This window comes from Desulfuromonas sp. TF, assembly GCF_000472285.1.
GTDB lineage: Bacteria > Desulfobacterota > Desulfuromonadia > Desulfuromonadales > ATBO01 > ATBO01.
The window spans coordinates 91430-104097 of the sequence record NZ_KI421417.1; the positions used below are offsets into that span (position 1 = coordinate 91430).

Below are 12668 nucleotides of genomic sequence, written 5' to 3' on the forward strand. Positions count from 1 at the left end.
AAAAATTATTTTTACCCAAACAACCCCATCTGCCGCTTCCGGAACTCCTCGTCGCGCACCCGGGCAAGGATCGAATAGATCTGCCGCTCAGTGAGGCCGTACTCCTTGGCCAGCGCGAAGGAGTTGGAGCCGGTGAACTTGCGCCAGATCTCGTAATCGCGCTCGGTCAGCGCCAGGGCCAGCCCCTTGGGGATGTAGACCTGTTCGCCGCCGTAGGTCCGGCGCACCTGGTCGGCGGCCTTGAGGCCGATGGTGCGGGCCTGCTCCGGCTCGGCGCCGGCCTCGATCTGCCCCTCGGTGACCAGGCGGGCCAGGTCGAAGAGCACCTGGCTGCCTCTCTTCTCGCTCTCTTCCATCTCAAATCCCTCCTTGAATCTTGCTGAAAAAGTCCTTGCCCTTCCGGCGGTCCTCGTCGCTGACCTGGTGCCCCACCTTTTCGCGCTCGGGTCTGCGGGGCAGGTGCGCGAGCACGGCGGATGGCTCGGGCCAGTCCTTGAGGGGCTGTTTTAACAGCTCGTTAAAAGCCGATGAAACGCGACCTTGATCGACCTCGGCGATGTTGCAGCGGGGCCGGATCATCGTCTCGAAAACCCCGGCGGTCAGCTCTATGCTGTCGGCTCCCGGAGGGGCGAGGCTGGGCAGGGAGACGAGGGCCTGCAGCCCGTGGCAGATCTCGACGCGCAGCCAGTCGTCGCCAGCCCAGGCGGAAAGAATCTCGATCGCCAGGCGGCGCTTGCCCTTGGGGAGCTGCCTGTCATCACCGGCCGGATCCGCCGGTACCGGAAGGGGCGAGGCGGTGACCGACTCCAGGACCCTTTTCAAATAATTGTGATTTCCGAGCGGCTTGACCTGGCCGGCGTCGCGCTTGGCCCGCAGCGCCTCGACAGTCTCGGAGAGAGCGACACCCAGGGCGCGGAGATCCTTATCAAGATCCAGCACCTCGCGGGCGAGCTTGACGGCCCGATCGAAGGAGAGCGCCCGGCTCTTGCTCCGGAACAGCCCGAGGTAGGCGACCAGCGGCCGCGCGGCCGGCCCAGCCTGGGCGAGGATCACCATCAGCTCTCCGGCGGCCTCACCCTCGAGGGCTGCGTCCAGGGGGTATTTAGCGTGACAACAGGGGCAGGTGAGGTTCATGATTCTCGTTTGACATCCAAAATCAAGAGGTTAAAGTTTGAAAATGGAATGGGACTTCATAAAAGAAATCATTGAATTAGCTGCTGCTATGGTCAACTGCTGTGTTGGTGCCATTGCTATATCTAGGTATATAAAAAAAGTGCATGGTGTTTCCTATCTCAAACAAAAAAAGTCTAAAAATATGACATCAGGTCATAACCTCATGACTCCAAGTCATATTCCCTCGTTTAAGTCAAAAAAAATCTCAAGTATTCACTTCTCATTACCAAGACTACAGTTCAGTTGAATCTAAATTATCGATCAATCACCCCTCCCCGCTCAAATCCCACCCCTCCCGCTCGGCCTGCTTGCGGAGGGCGGTGATGATCTTGTAAAGGTCCTCAGTCGGCACCCAGGCGAGCTTCGCCACCTTGCAGATCCGCTCGGACAGGGCGTCGGCATAGCTCCAGGACTTGCCGCCGACGGTGAGCAGGGCCTCGATCTTCTGCATCTGCCGGTCGCGGCTGGCACGGCCGTCCATGTTGTGCGGCCGCTTGCCGGCGCGGGGCGGGGTTTTCTTCTTCCACACCCCGGCGGCCATGGCCTTCTTCTCCAGGTCCTCGACCAGGTCGGCGGCCATGCGCTCGCTGAGCTGGGTGGAACTTTCCACGCCGTAGCGGCCGAGAATGTCCCGGTAGTCCTCGTCAGAGAGGCTGAGCTTTGATTTTGCGGTGTGGATCAGTTTGATCTGCTTTGCTGTCGCCATCGAATTTCCCCTTGACATTCCGGACGCTTGACCTGAAAATGCCGGCAGTGTTTATTGCACTAGACGCCTCTGGCCACCCCCCTCCGGCCGGGGGCGTCGCCTTTTCACGCCTCCGGTTTGTTGTCGACAACAAACTCCTTTCGCTCCTTGAACTCCTCCTTCTTCCCCCTGTTCCACTGCTGCACCGGGCGGAAAAACCCGCAGACCCGGCTCCAGACTTCGACCTTGGCATCACATTTCTCAGGCACCGATCACCTCCAGCAGCTCGATGGACTTGAAGGTCTTCTGATAGTGGCGGCGGATCTCTGTGACATTGTTCCACCAGAAGGAAAAGTAGTGATATTTATGGTCCGGGTCCCAGTATTCGCCCAGCTCTTTGCGCTGGCGCTTGCTCATCTTATTCAGGGTCGCCCGGGTCTTCGGCTTGTGGGTGAACTTGAAGGCGGGGCGCAGATATCGCTGCTCGGGATGCTCGTTTTTAGAGCCGATCCATTCCCCGCGCAGTTTGCCGTCGACGTAGGTCCCGATCCCCAGCCGGTTTTTGTCGATCAGCCCGCGGGCAAACGTCACCTCCCGCCCGTCAACCTTGAGCTTGGCGCGGCCGTAGGTCCCGCTCAGCGCCTTCTCCACCTTCTCCCAGTCTTCCTTCGTCATCGCCCCTGCCCTCCGGTCAGCCGGTATTCGTACACTCTGCGGCCGTTGATCTGTCCGTGATAGCGCCGCTCGATGCAGAAGCCGTTGGCTCGCAGCTCGGCGATGTCGGTGTGCACGGCGCAGGAGTTGGTGCGGTCGCGGATGGAGAGGGTGGTGATCCAGCCGCCGCTGGCGATGGCGGAGAGGGTCTCCTGGAGCCGCTCGCTGTTGCTGAAGTTGGCGGCCCTGATCTTGCCGGTTGCTTTGTCCATCATCTTCTCCTTGTCTCGGCGTAGCCCTCGGGCGAAGCCGGACTTTCGTCCTGCGATTGCCCCCGCCGCCAGTGATTGGCGGCGAAGGATGTTTGCGGATAGGGGCACTGAGCGCCGGGCGGCGCGGAAAGCCCCTCTTCATAAAATCGATCCTTGAGCCCGGCCCAGAACCGCATGCAGGCCGAGGCGCTCCCCTCGTATTTGTCGTTGATCCCTGCCACGTCCCGCGTCCCTCGTCCCTCGTCCCTGGATTCAAAAAGTGCCGCCGGGCCAGGAGGTCGAACCCGGCGGCCAGAAGCGGGGACCGTCCCCGCGGGAGTGGTTGAATCGGCTGCATCGTCAGGCCCGGAGCGCCGCCACCGGGCGACCGGCCCCCGAATGAAAGGGGCCGGTTTCGCATCAGGTCAATCCATCCAGAGGACAATCGCGTCCTCGTCTTCCTCTGCCGTTACATCGACCTCCTCGATCGGCCGCAAACTCTGGCCGTCATCAATGGCCATTTCCTTGTCGCCATGAATGGCGATGATGTCCTGCAGTTGGGAGATCAGCTCGCTCGCCCTCACGCTTTCACCTCCTCGATTTTCGTGACGGTTCCCCAGGCGTTGCACCGCGGGCAGACCAGGCGGCTGATGGTGTAGGGCTGGCCGCTGGTGGAGGTCTTGACGACCTGCTTTCTTTCGACCTCGAAGGTGTCGACGGGGCAACCCGTGTCACAGCGGCCCGTGACCTTGAAATAAGGCGGTTTCATCCCCTCCCCTCCCCCGACTCGGGCAGCATGGGCAGGCCGTGAATCGCCCGCACCAGCTGCAGCCCGGAGACATGTCCTTCAGCCATGGCGCGGCAGATCTTATCTGGAGCGGCAGCGGACTTCTTGCGCCAGTGCTCGATCTGCGCATCTATCTTCGCCAAGTCGAGCAGGGGGACGGCCGCGACGGCGCGGAAAGTGTTGGCCCCGACGGTGACACCCATGGGAAGCGGCTGATCGGCGGAGCAGAACATGATGCACTCCTCCCCCATGGAGATGATTTGCCCCGCCGCCTCTCCTGGTGGCAAGGCGCTGGCGGTGGTGGCGGGTGCCGCCTGGACAAACACGGCGGACAGGTCGATAGCATCGTTATCGTGTCGATTGCAGCTCATGATCCCCTCCCTCAAGCCGTCGAAACGTTCAGGTTGATGGTCTTCCACTCCCCTCGCTCATCGCGCCGGGCGAAGGTGAGGCGGGGCTTGGTGCCGGCGATCTGGATGCTCTCGCCGATGATGCGCATGGCGCGGAGCCAGCGCTCATCGTCGATGTTGTAGCGGCGCAGGCCGAGCACCTTGGTGGCGCTGATGTTCCCCTCCTTGTCGACCTCGAAGACGTGGTTGATCAGCGCCTTGAGCTGATCCTTGGCCCCGTCGGTCCAGTCGTGGAGGCACTCGTCGATCAGCTCGCGGGCGGCGAGCAGCTGCTCGGTGAAGCGGATCTCCTCGGAGATGTCGAGGCGGATCCGCAGGTCCTGGGCGTAGGTAGTCAGGGTGATATTCCCCTTCTTCCCCCCGCGCTTGACGCCGTGCTGCTCGAAGGAGAGCTCGACAAAGGCGGCGATGTCGCCCGTGATGCGGTCCTTGAAGTCGTGGATATGCTCCTCCAACTTTTCGGCCTGGGCGAAAAGTTCTTTGACCAGGCTGTCGCGCTGGATGTCGATCGGGCGCACCTGGCTGATGGGGACCAGGTGCCCCTGGCCGTTGATCATGTACCCCTCGGGGGCGGTGTTTGAGTCGGTTTTCATAACGGTTGAACTCCTCTTTAAAATGGTTTTCACGGATCACCGATCACGGGTTTTCAGTGCAAAGTAACCAGCTTGAGCTTGCCGTCCTGGATGTGCAGGCCGTTGCCGGTGTGCAGCTCGATGGCCAGGCGGTCGTAAGCCTCGGGGTTGTGCACGTACTGCCCGAAGGGGATGCGCAGCAGCTCGCGGATCTGCAGGGCGAGGAAGGTATCGGCCAGGTGGTTCAGGATCTCGTCGGGCATGTCAAGTCTCCTCATTTGGCGAGGGCGCTGATCAGCGCCCGGGCTGACGGGTTGCCGAGGCCGGCAAGCCGATCGAGCTGCGCCTCGAGTTTCTCGTAAGGCAGGACCGGCGCGGGGATCGCCGCCGATTTCTGGCGCGGCTTGGATCGCTTTCGGGCGACGGGCGGTTTGTGGAGTTTGGCCTCTTCGGCTTCCGGCGCCGGGCACTCACCCGGGACGGCAGGCAGCGCCGCCCCGCGCTCGACCCATTGGCCGTTGACGCAGGCCACCGGCGGGGCGGTGGCGCGCTGGGTGTTCTCCCAGGAGCGCAGCCGCATCCGGTGTTTCTTGCACAGCGGCAGGGTGGCGGTCAGCGTGTAGTAGGTGCCCTCACAGCCCTTGACGGCGCAGGGTGCGGAGTGCTTGGCGACGGAGGCGATGCGGGCCTCCATTGTCGCGCGGGAGAGGACTTTTTTGGGCCCGCTCTTGTTCACCTGAGGCCGGCCGGGGTTCTCGACGAGCCTGCCCGGCGCGATCCGCGAACGCCTCTCGCCGCACATGACGCAGCGCACGGTCTGCAGGGTGGTGCCGTCGGCGAGGGTTTCGACCAGCGCCTCGAGGGCGCCGGCGCCGGCTTGGCATTTGGGACAATGGATACTCATCGACGTCACCTCCGGTCGCATTTTTTGCAGGCCTTGAACATACGGACCCGCTGGGGGTTGGTGGCTGCGAAGGGCTTGCGCCGCCATTCGGCGCATTTGCCCAGGGGGATCTCCAGGCCGAGGCCGGGGCAGTCGACGAACTGCCCCCCGTAGACCTCTTCGACCTTGGCGAGGATGTTGGAGACGTCGCCCTGGTATTTGCCGCTGAGCACCTGGCTGATGGCGCCGGAGGAATACCCGAGCTCGGCGGCTACGCGGCTCTGTCCGCCCTGGCCGCGCTCGTCATTGAACTCGGCGACCTTCTTGCGCAGGAGAGTCAGTAGATCGGCCTGGGTCATCGCTCACCTCCGGCCCGTTGGAGCGGAGGGTTCTCCTGCTCTGTCTCTTCTTCTTTCTTTGCTTCTTTGTTTTTTTCTTTTTCTGTCTCTTTGCACGGGCTGGCCAAAGACTGGCGGCAGCGGCCGCAGACGGTGGGGTATTCGGGGCCGGCGTCGATCACCAGGCGGTAGGTCTGAAAGTCTCCCGGGCGTCCGCCCCGATAGCGGCCGTCCTTGGCCACGTAGCCGTGGCGCTCGAGAGAGGCGACGAACTTGCGCACGTTGGCGTACTGGGCCTCTTCGACCGTGCGGCAGATGTCCGGCAGGGTAAAACGGCGAATAATTCTGATTGAATTCCACATCTTGCGGCGGGTGGCTTTCGTCCTGCCTTTACGATGCTTCATTCCCTCCACACCCGGCATACTTAAACCCTCCCGCTCTGAGCCATGCGGCCAGAGAATACGGGCTGATCGTAAAAGAGCTCGCGGCCGTCGCCCCACGCCTCGCGGGAGACCTCCTCGAGCCCGCTCGCCCTGCCCATGCGCTCGATCTTTGCCAGGCCGATGACCATGCGGCCGATGTTTCCCCGGGCCTCCTCGTGCAGGTGCTGGAGCAGGCAGTCGGCGATCTGCACCTCGCAGAGCTGGTCGGCGACGGTGCGGGCGTCGGCGAGGTCGACGCCGCGGAACTCGATCCACTGGGTGATGCGGCGCGCGAAACGGCCGTGCGCCTGGACGGTGCGGGCGATATCCTCCATGCCGCAGAGGATCACCGGGCAGCCGCTGATGTCGTAGATGTCGCGCAGCGCCTCGGCCATCTCGAACTTCTTCGGCTTGTCGAAGAGGTGGTCGGCCTCGTCGACGAAGATGGGGCGGGGCTTGGCGCCGAGCTGCTCGACGATGAAGTCGACCATGTCGCTGCGGCGCAGCATGCGCTTGCCGCCGAGCTCCTCGCAGACCTTGCCGAGCATGCCGGTGACCGTCCAGCTGCTCATGGCCCGCACGTAGACGCCGTCCATCACGTTGACCACGTAGGCCAGGGAGGTGGATTTGCCCTCCCCCGGGCGCCCCCAGAGAAGCCCCATCCCCTCGGTGCCCATGGGTCGGTTGACGAGCTCGTCGACGGCGCCGAGAAAGCGCCGCATGTTCTTGGTCATTGCCATTTTGTGTCGCATCGTTTATCCTCCTTTTCAATTCAATGGTTTGCCCCTTGCGGGGCGGACTCAGCCGCGTGCCAGCGCGGCTTTTTTAATTGGCAAATCTCGGCAGAAAGTGCCCGCGGAGCTTGCCGGTGTTCCGGTCGATGTGGCGGATGATCCCAAAGACGTCATGGTTGAAATTGAAATCATCGGCCGTCAGCAAGGCCTTCAGATTCAGGGTGCACCCGTTGGCATGAACGGCTGTCAGATCCATCGCCAGGGCGGTTTGCCCTTCGACGGCCGCCCTCTCAACTATCTTGGCTATCAGCTCGCTGTCCTCACTTGTCACGTCGAAACTAACCATTCTCATTCACCTCCCTTCGCTCTGTTTTCCTTCTCTTCCTTCAGGCAAAATTCATCCTCCTTGAACAGCCCCACCCTTCTGCGGGTCGAGGTGAAGATGTCGTAATCGGCCTTCCATTTCAGCTCGTATTCGCTGGCCTCGCCCTTCTCCTCGCGATCGCAGATATCCAGGTACCGCTCCCAGGCGTTGGCAAAGGTGCGCTTCTTTTCGAGCCGGGCGATAATCTTGTCGCTGCGCAGGGCCAGCTCGGCCTCGATCTCGATGCACTCGGGCGCGGCCTGGATCTCGATCGGACCGCCGCGGCGCTCGAGCTCGATCTCCTCCATGCGCTGCTCGGCGGTGCGCTTGCGGTTCTGGTAGCGCTCCTCCCGGGCCTGCTCCACCTTGGAGACGGGGAAGAAGGCGCTCTTGTTGGCGTCGCGCCGGGCGATGACGATCAGGCGGCCCTCTTCGTCGCGCACGCTGACCCGGGCGGGATCGTGGATGTCGTAGCCGACCATGACCTGCATGCCGTGGTAGTGCTCGAGGGCGGGATCGGAGTAGACGTTTTTCCAGAGGCGCACCATGCCGCGGGTGCACTTGACCATCTCGTGGGGGCGGAAGAGGTGGGCGATCTCCGCCTCGGTGAGCAGGTCGGGATTCCATCCGCGCGAAAGCCAGCCGGCCCAGGCCTCCAGCGGGCACATGTGGCGGCGCAACCCGGTGGCGGGATCGGTGATCCGGGGCAGGGCGCTGTGCGGGCGGCGGTTGTACGCATCGACGGCTTCGGCCTGGGCGAACTGCAGGAACTCGGGCCAGGGGATCAGCAGCTCGGATGTGAGCTCCCTTTCCTCTTTTTTGGCCTGGCGCACTTCTTTCTGCAGCTTCAGGTAGACGCGGCGCTGCACCAGGCTGTCCATGTCCTTGCCGGTGTAGGTCTCGAGCTTCTTCGCGGCGGGGATCCAGAGCGACTTGTTGAGGTTTTCCACCAGCCCGCGCCCCTGGGGGTTGCCGGGGCGGCCGCTCTCGAAGCGGATGCCGAGGCGGGGGAAGAGGCCGGCGACCTCGTCGATATTGACCTTGGCCATGTTGCCGGCGCCCTTGTCGGCGTAGACGAAGAGCGGCAGGCCGCCGACGGGCTTTTCCGCGTCGACGGTGCAGGCGTGGCGGATGGCGTCGGCGACCGTCATGGAGCTTTCGGCCAGCCCCGCCGACCAGCCCACCACCACCTTGGTCACGCAGCAGATCACCGCGCAGACCTCGGGATGGAAGGGCCTGCCGTGGGCCGGGTGGGCCACGTAGGCCTTGAAGGAGTGGCCGTCGATCTGAACGATATCGAGGGGCTGGAATTCGCTGACGTCGCGCTGGCGGTACATGCGCTGGCCGCGCAGCTCGCTGCCGGATTTGCGGCCGCGCTGCACGTCGAGGCGGGAGTATTTTTGCAGGAAGCGGCGCACCTGCCCTTCGGTGGGGATCTCGGCGCCGGGGGCGGCGACCCTGGCCATGCGGCTGAGAGCGTCGGCGACGCTGATCTTTTGCGGCACCTGATACTGCATGAGGAAGGCCGGAGCCCAGGGGGGAAGGGTGTTTTTCTCCATCGCGGCCGGGGCCAGCACGGCGTAGTTGCCGCCGGAGGCCTTGTAATCGCTCCACCATCGCATGAGAGTGCGGCGAGAGAGGGCTCGCTTGCCGTCCTTGCCGCCGCTCTTGGCGTTGGCGACGGCGACCAGGGCCTGCAGATCCTCGGGCAGCTCGCCGGCGGCGCTTTTCTCGACCAGGGCGTCGACGGTTTTGGTGAGGCCGACGGTGCAGTCGCCGCGTTCGAGGAGGCGGATGAAGGCGAGCCGGGCATCCATGCGGCGGGACTGCCACGATTTGAGGCTGCCCAGGTCGGGAACGTCGATGACGGCGGGGAGCCCGGCCTCTTCGCGCACGGCGGGGAGCAGCTCGATATCGACGGTCTCCGCGGGCTTGTCCGCCGAAGCCTTGGGGGAGGCGGACAGGCCGCAGGCTTTTTCGGGGAGGGATTGTATCAGCTGGTCGGCGAGGTGCTCGCGGGTGGCCCGGGGCAGGGCGGAGACGGCATACTCGCGGCCTCCGCCGCGCCCTGGGCGCTTGCGGAAGGGCCAGTTTTCGCGGTCGGCCTTGGACCTGACGCGCCGCGCGGTCCCTGGCATTCCCGGAAGGCCGGCCAGTTCCTCAGCGGTGCAATGCGTTTTAGGGCCGTCGACCTGCATCCCAATTCCTCCTGAACCCATAGCAAAAACAGTCAGTTAAAAGCGGTTTACTCTTGTCGGTCAGGCTGCTTTCTGATATCGTTCGGGCCAGATGGCCTCGGGCCGCATGCCGATCTTGGCCGCGATCGCCTTCTGCATCTTGGGATAGGGCTGATTGAACACGTCGCGCACCGCCTGGCGAGAGGTGCCGAGCTCCTTGGCCAGATCCGCCAGAGAGCTGCCGTGAATGCGCAGCTGGAACTTGATCCACTCGCGGCGCAGGGCGGGATCGCCGATGATCTTTTCGAGGGTTCCGTCCGGCTTTTCGCTATTTTTTTTCATCTTGATTCCTTGTGTTGTAAGAAAGCATTGAGGGCATCGAAAACTGGGCAACTTGCCTCCTCTTTTTTTGTCTTTGTTTTCTTTCCGTGGCAAGAAGCATAGTCCGTTAAAACGGACGTGTCAAACATAAAAACGCACGTCCGAGTTAAAAAATCCGTTTTTTGGGACAACCGTACAAAATAGCGAACAAAAACAGGGCATTAGAAAACATGGACACGTCCGAGTTTACAAAAGCCAAGCGTCCGAGTTCGGAGAAGGAAGTCGGACGTTTTCCCGAAAGGTTAAAGGAGGCACTGAAGGGCGAGCCTATTAGAGGATTTGCCGCCAGGGCAGGTATTTCATCATCGACACTTCATCAGTATTTGTCCGGGAAGAGCGAGCCGACCAGATTGCTGTTGATCGACATTGCGGACGCAGCCGGCGTCCACGTCGAATGGCTGGCCACGGGCGAGGGGCCGATGAAGAAGGGGGAAGAGCGGATCAACGAGGCCCAGCAAGAATATAAGGCGATCGATCCGAAGATCATGCGGGAGATCGTGGAGGGGGTGGAGGGCTATCTCACCGAGAACAAGGTGCAGATGCCGGCGAGCAAGAAGGCCGAGCTGCTGATCTATCTCTATGAGGTGTTTGCCAAGGAAGGCCAGGTCGACCGGGGCCAGGTGCTTCGCCTGGTCAAGATGATGGCGGCATAGGAGGGGATGATGAACGTCGACAAAAAGAAAATATTCAGTTTGCTTTCAAGTGTTTCGCCCACGGTGCAGCGCTGCGGCGAATGCGGGGCCCAGGCGCGATCGCGTATATACTTTTACCTCCTGGTGGTCTCGCTGATCGCCACCATGCTGCCGCACCCTTTACTTAATATACTGAGTTCGCTCGCCGTGCTGATCTCCGTCGCGGCCTGGGCGATCGCCAGCGTGATGCGCCGCAGCCAGTGGCCGGTCGTGGCGCTCCTGGTCGCCGCCTCGATCACCTCCGGCTGCGCCGGCCCGATCTTCGACAAAACCGCCGTGCCCCTGGATCTACTGGGCGCCGGCGACCAGGTCAAGCTCGGCACCGTCGAAGGTGTCGGCGTCTTCGGCCTGGGCCTTGACCAAGTAACCGCGGAACACGCAATCGAAAAAGTCGGCATCAAAAAGCCGATTGCAATGCTGAATGTGAGGGGCTATGGTTTAATCAGCATGGCAAAGGTGCAGGTTTACGGGGAGTAAATTCAATAGAGGAGGCGGGGAATGAAAAGATTGATTGTCTGTGTGCTGTTATTTGCAGTGGCATCACCCGTAAGTGCTGAGATTTACAAATGGAGAGACGCGGACGGTAAATTGCATTTCAGCGACAAGCCCGTGAATTCCGCGGCACAGGAGATGGCTGTCTTCGACTCGGAAGGCGGGCAGAAAAAACCGGCTGACTCAGTTCAAAAGAAATCAACCAGCAGCGCCCAACCGGCGACCTCTCGAAAGACAACGGGAAAGCCGGTCAGCAGGATCACCGCCGCCGATTATAAAATCAACCCCAGTTTAAGCCAAGTGGGCCCTGAGATCATCATTTCCGGAAGAGTGGGAGATGGGCCAGAATGCGCCCGGCTTACCTTAAATTTTTTCTGCCGCACCGACAACGGCGGCATTGAGGAACTCACCACGGTGGTCGAGAACGTCGGCGGTTTCGGATCGAGGGTTTTTAAGACGAGCAAAACGCCATGGCCAGCGACCCGGGACAAATGGAATATATCCAACGTCTTCGCCACCTGCAACTAAACCGGTCTAGTGCCAAATAAAACGCAAAAATGGCCGGGGTAATTCCCGGCCATCGTTTTCAGTGCCAAATCAGCCTGCCGCGCCGCCGCCGTTAAAAGCCGATTCAAAGCCGCATAAAATAAACGTTTCCCGCCGCCGCCCGCCCAATCCCATCTATTCCCGTCCAGTGCCAATAGAGTCAGTGGTTAACACGACATCGTGGACAAAAGTTCTCTGACAATCGAATAGCCACCACTGTCATCCTGTTGAACACCAAATATGTAGGAGGTGTTCATGAAGGATGATATTCAGCAGGAGCGGATATTGGCGGTCCAGAGGCTCCGCAATGGCGAGAAGCCGGAAGCGATCTGCACTTCTCTGGGGCGCTCGAAATCATGGCTGTACAAGTGGAATAAGCGCTTTGCCGTCGATGATAGTTCATGGAGTGAAAGCCTTTCCCGGCAACCACTTACGGTTGCTTCCAGGACACCGCAGGAGGTTGAGGAGATCGTAGAGATAATCCGACTCAACCTCTACAACAAGGATCAGTTCTGTGGTGCCCAAGCCATTCTGTGGGAACTTGAAGACTTAGGCGTCAAACCTTTGCCTGCCGTACGAACCATTAACCGCATTCTCAGCCGAAAAGGACTGACCCATCGCAGAACCGGCAAATACGAGCCGAAAGGAACGCCTTATCCCACACTTCCGTCGTTGTTTCCCAACCAGACCCATCAGGTTGACCTGGTTGGCCCCTGCTATCTGAAAGGACCGCTGCGCTTCTATGGGCTCAATGCCATTGATCTATCCACCGCCCGCTGCGGCCTGCATCCATCAGCAACCAAAAGCGGACAGGATATCCTTGGGGGTTTCTGGGAGATCTGGAAACGGCTGGGAATCCCTGAGCGCATCCAGGTCGACAATGCCATGTATTTCTTTGGCAGCTTAAGGTACCCGCGTGGCATGGGACCTCTCATCAAGCTCTGTTTGCACGTGGGAGTCGAACCTTGGTTCATTCCATTATCCGAACCCTGGCGTAACGGCGTGATCGAGAAGTTCAATCATCACTACCAGCAGAAGTTCCTCGCCAAAACCCTTATGACAACGGTGGAGGACCTCAAGAAGGAGACCCTAGCTTTCGAGCAGCGG

General features: G+C 61.3%; 24 protein-coding genes and 1 other RNA gene. 5 read left to right on the forward strand and 20 right to left on the reverse strand.

The genetic code is table 11. From position 1 onward, the window contains the following. Positions 1-11: 11 nt before the first annotated feature. Positions 12-356: a Mor transcription activator family protein gene (locus DTF_RS0108075; protein ID WP_027714917.1), complete on the reverse strand. Its 345-nt coding sequence runs from the start codon at positions 354-356 to the stop codon at positions 12-14. 1 nt (position 357) lies between these two features. After that, positions 358-1134, reverse strand: a complete 777-nt coding sequence (locus tag DTF_RS25385) for a hypothetical protein (RefSeq protein ID WP_051361145.1) — start codon at positions 1132-1134, stop codon at positions 358-360. 37 nt (positions 1135-1171) lie between these two features. On the opposite strand from DTF_RS25385, the gene DTF_RS26455 reads away from it, so the two are divergent. Continuing rightward, the gene (locus DTF_RS26455) at positions 1172-1420 is read left to right on the forward strand and encodes a hypothetical protein (protein ID WP_155890752.1); all 249 of its coding nucleotides are present in this window, start codon (positions 1172-1174) and stop codon (positions 1418-1420) included. 18 nt (positions 1421-1438) lie between these two features. Here DTF_RS26455 and DTF_RS0108085 read toward each other — a convergent pair whose 3' ends face one another. The 18 genes from DTF_RS0108085 to DTF_RS0108165 form a co-directional block, all read right to left on the reverse strand. Beyond that, positions 1439-1879: a regulatory protein GemA gene (locus DTF_RS0108085; RefSeq protein WP_027714918.1), complete on the reverse strand. Its 441-nt coding sequence runs from the start codon at positions 1877-1879 to the stop codon at positions 1439-1441. Positions 1880-1983: 104 nt separating this feature from the next. Further along, positions 1984-2127, reverse strand: coding sequence for an anaerobic ribonucleoside-triphosphate reductase (nrdD, locus tag DTF_RS26460; RefSeq protein WP_027714919.1), 144 nt, complete (start codon positions 2125-2127; stop codon positions 1984-1986). Continuing rightward, positions 2120-2533, reverse strand: coding sequence for a hypothetical protein (locus tag DTF_RS0108095; protein ID WP_027714920.1), 414 nt, complete (start codon positions 2531-2533; stop codon positions 2120-2122). Before DTF_RS0108095 ends, nrdD begins: the two co-directional genes overlap by 8 nt. Next, on the reverse strand, positions 2530-2787 hold the full coding sequence (locus DTF_RS22575) for a hypothetical protein (RefSeq protein ID WP_155890753.1): 258 nt from the start codon (positions 2785-2787) through the stop codon (positions 2530-2532). The genes DTF_RS0108095 and DTF_RS22575 overlap by 4 nt, the downstream gene beginning before the upstream one ends. Continuing rightward, positions 2784-3005: a hypothetical protein gene (locus DTF_RS0108105; RefSeq protein WP_027714921.1), complete on the reverse strand. Its 222-nt coding sequence runs from the start codon at positions 3003-3005 to the stop codon at positions 2784-2786. The genes DTF_RS22575 and DTF_RS0108105 overlap by 4 nt, the downstream gene beginning before the upstream one ends. A 104-nt stretch (positions 3006-3109) precedes the next feature. Next, positions 3110-3184: hammerhead ribozyme type II (locus tag DTF_RS26030), an RNA gene on the reverse strand. Positions 3185-3188: 4 nt separating this feature from the next. Further along, complete coding sequence (locus DTF_RS26465) at positions 3189-3347, reverse strand: hypothetical protein (RefSeq protein WP_155890754.1); 159 nt, start codon at positions 3345-3347, stop codon at positions 3189-3191. Continuing rightward, complete coding sequence (locus tag DTF_RS0108115) at positions 3344-3532, reverse strand: hypothetical protein (RefSeq protein ID WP_027714922.1); 189 nt, start codon at positions 3530-3532, stop codon at positions 3344-3346. Before DTF_RS0108115 ends, DTF_RS26465 begins: the two co-directional genes overlap by 4 nt. Beyond that, complete coding sequence (locus tag DTF_RS0108120; RefSeq protein WP_027714923.1) at positions 3529-3921, reverse strand: hypothetical protein; 393 nt, start codon at positions 3919-3921, stop codon at positions 3529-3531. Before DTF_RS0108120 ends, DTF_RS0108115 begins: the two co-directional genes overlap by 4 nt. Before the next feature lie 11 nt (positions 3922-3932). After that, on the reverse strand, positions 3933-4553 hold the full coding sequence (locus DTF_RS0108125; RefSeq protein WP_051361151.1) for a DUF3164 family protein: 621 nt from the start codon (positions 4551-4553) through the stop codon (positions 3933-3935). Positions 4554-4606: 53 nt separating this feature from the next. Then, complete coding sequence (locus DTF_RS0108130) at positions 4607-4795, reverse strand: hypothetical protein (protein WP_027714925.1); 189 nt, start codon at positions 4793-4795, stop codon at positions 4607-4609. Between the two features lie 11 nt (positions 4796-4806). Continuing rightward, positions 4807-5436 carry a hypothetical protein gene (locus DTF_RS0108135; RefSeq protein WP_027714926.1) on the reverse strand — a complete coding sequence of 210 codons (630 nt, stop codon included), beginning with the start codon at positions 5434-5436 and terminating at the stop codon, positions 4807-4809. A gap of 5 nt (positions 5437-5441) precedes the next feature. Continuing rightward, positions 5442-5774: a hypothetical protein gene (locus DTF_RS22580; RefSeq protein ID WP_035056264.1), complete on the reverse strand. Its 333-nt coding sequence runs from the start codon at positions 5772-5774 to the stop codon at positions 5442-5444. Continuing rightward, positions 5771-6157: a hypothetical protein gene (locus DTF_RS0108145; RefSeq protein ID WP_155890755.1), complete on the reverse strand. Its 387-nt coding sequence runs from the start codon at positions 6155-6157 to the stop codon at positions 5771-5773. Before DTF_RS0108145 ends, DTF_RS22580 begins: the two co-directional genes overlap by 4 nt. 20 nt (positions 6158-6177) lie before the next feature. Beyond that, positions 6178-6927 (reverse strand): AAA family ATPase, encoded by a 750-nt coding sequence (locus DTF_RS0108150; protein WP_027714928.1) that lies wholly within the window; start codon positions 6925-6927, stop codon positions 6178-6180. Positions 6928-7000: 73 nt separating this feature from the next. Continuing rightward, positions 7001-7261 carry a hypothetical protein gene (locus tag DTF_RS0108155; protein ID WP_155890756.1) on the reverse strand — a complete coding sequence of 87 codons (261 nt, stop codon included), beginning with the start codon at positions 7259-7261 and terminating at the stop codon, positions 7001-7003. After that, positions 7258-9471, reverse strand: a complete 2214-nt coding sequence (locus DTF_RS0108160; RefSeq protein ID WP_027714930.1) for a Mu transposase C-terminal domain-containing protein — start codon at positions 9469-9471, stop codon at positions 7258-7260. The genes DTF_RS0108155 and DTF_RS0108160 overlap by 4 nt, the downstream gene beginning before the upstream one ends. Before the next feature lie 60 nt (positions 9472-9531). After that, positions 9532-9792, reverse strand: a complete 261-nt coding sequence (locus DTF_RS0108165) for a helix-turn-helix domain-containing protein (protein ID WP_051361152.1) — start codon at positions 9790-9792, stop codon at positions 9532-9534. A 209-nt stretch (positions 9793-10001) separates the two neighbouring features. Between DTF_RS0108165 and DTF_RS26035 the strand changes: the two genes are divergently transcribed. The 4 genes from DTF_RS26035 to DTF_RS0108185 form a co-directional block, all read left to right on the forward strand. After that, the gene (locus tag DTF_RS26035; protein ID WP_081702863.1) at positions 10002-10484 is read left to right on the forward strand and encodes a helix-turn-helix domain-containing protein; all 483 of its coding nucleotides are present in this window, start codon (positions 10002-10004) and stop codon (positions 10482-10484) included. 6 nt (positions 10485-10490) lie between these two features. After that, positions 10491-11000, forward strand: a complete 510-nt coding sequence (locus DTF_RS0108175; RefSeq protein WP_162148615.1) for a hypothetical protein — start codon at positions 10491-10493, stop codon at positions 10998-11000. 21 nt (positions 11001-11021) lie between these two features. Then, positions 11022-11543: a DUF4124 domain-containing protein gene (locus DTF_RS0108180; protein WP_027714934.1), complete on the forward strand. Its 522-nt coding sequence runs from the start codon at positions 11022-11024 to the stop codon at positions 11541-11543. A 273-nt stretch (positions 11544-11816) separates the two neighbouring features. After that, positions 11817-12668 (forward strand): IS481 family transposase (locus DTF_RS0108185; RefSeq protein WP_051361153.1); only part of this gene is annotated, 852 nt, incomplete at its 3' end.

Excerpts from the sequence above, each read along its gene's own strand:
- DTF_RS0108075 (WP_027714917.1), bottom strand. The coding sequence starts at position 356 with ATGGAAGAGAGCGAGAAGAGAGGCAGCCAGGTGCTCTTCGACCTGGCC.
- DTF_RS25385 (WP_051361145.1), bottom strand. The coding sequence starts at position 1,134 with ATGAACCTCACCTGCCCCTGTTGTCACGCTAAATACCCCCTGGACGCA.
- DTF_RS0108085 (WP_027714918.1), bottom strand. The coding sequence starts at position 1,879 with ATGGCGACAGCAAAGCAGATCAAACTGATCCACACCGCAAAATCAAAG.
- DTF_RS0108095 (WP_027714920.1), bottom strand. The coding sequence starts at position 2,533 with ATGACGAAGGAAGACTGGGAGAAGGTGGAGAAGGCGCTGAGCGGGACC.
- DTF_RS22575 (WP_155890753.1), bottom strand. The coding sequence starts at position 2,787 with ATGATGGACAAAGCAACCGGCAAGATCAGGGCCGCCAACTTCAGCAAC.
- DTF_RS0108115 (WP_027714922.1), bottom strand. The coding sequence starts at position 3,532 with ATGAAACCGCCTTATTTCAAGGTCACGGGCCGCTGTGACACGGGTTGC.
- DTF_RS0108120 (WP_027714923.1), bottom strand. The coding sequence starts at position 3,921 with ATGAGCTGCAATCGACACGATAACGATGCTATCGACCTGTCCGCCGTG.
- DTF_RS0108125 (WP_051361151.1), bottom strand. The coding sequence starts at position 4,553 with ATGAAAACCGACTCAAACACCGCCCCCGAGGGGTACATGATCAACGGC.
- DTF_RS0108130 (WP_027714925.1), bottom strand. The coding sequence starts at position 4,795 with ATGCCCGACGAGATCCTGAACCACCTGGCCGATACCTTCCTCGCCCTG.
- DTF_RS0108135 (WP_027714926.1), bottom strand. The coding sequence starts at position 5,436 with ATGAGTATCCATTGTCCCAAATGCCAAGCCGGCGCCGGCGCCCTCGAG.
- DTF_RS22580 (WP_035056264.1), bottom strand. The coding sequence starts at position 5,774 with ATGACCCAGGCCGATCTACTGACTCTCCTGCGCAAGAAGGTCGCCGAG.
- DTF_RS0108145 (WP_155890755.1), bottom strand. The coding sequence starts at position 6,157 with ATGAAGCATCGTAAAGGCAGGACGAAAGCCACCCGCCGCAAGATGTGG.
- DTF_RS0108150 (WP_027714928.1), bottom strand. The coding sequence starts at position 6,927 with ATGCGACACAAAATGGCAATGACCAAGAACATGCGGCGCTTTCTCGGC.
- DTF_RS0108155 (WP_155890756.1), bottom strand. The coding sequence starts at position 7,261 with ATGAGAATGGTTAGTTTCGACGTGACAAGTGAGGACAGCGAGCTGATA.
- DTF_RS0108160 (WP_027714930.1), bottom strand. The coding sequence starts at position 9,471 with ATGCAGGTCGACGGCCCTAAAACGCATTGCACCGCTGAGGAACTGGCC.
- DTF_RS0108165 (WP_051361152.1), bottom strand. The coding sequence starts at position 9,792 with ATGAAAAAAAATAGCGAAAAGCCGGACGGAACCCTCGAAAAGATCATC.
- DTF_RS26035 (WP_081702863.1), top strand. The coding sequence starts at position 10,002 with ATGGACACGTCCGAGTTTACAAAAGCCAAGCGTCCGAGTTCGGAGAAG.
- DTF_RS0108175 (WP_162148615.1), top strand. The coding sequence starts at position 10,491 with ATGATGAACGTCGACAAAAAGAAAATATTCAGTTTGCTTTCAAGTGTT.
- DTF_RS0108180 (WP_027714934.1), top strand. The coding sequence starts at position 11,022 with ATGAAAAGATTGATTGTCTGTGTGCTGTTATTTGCAGTGGCATCACCC.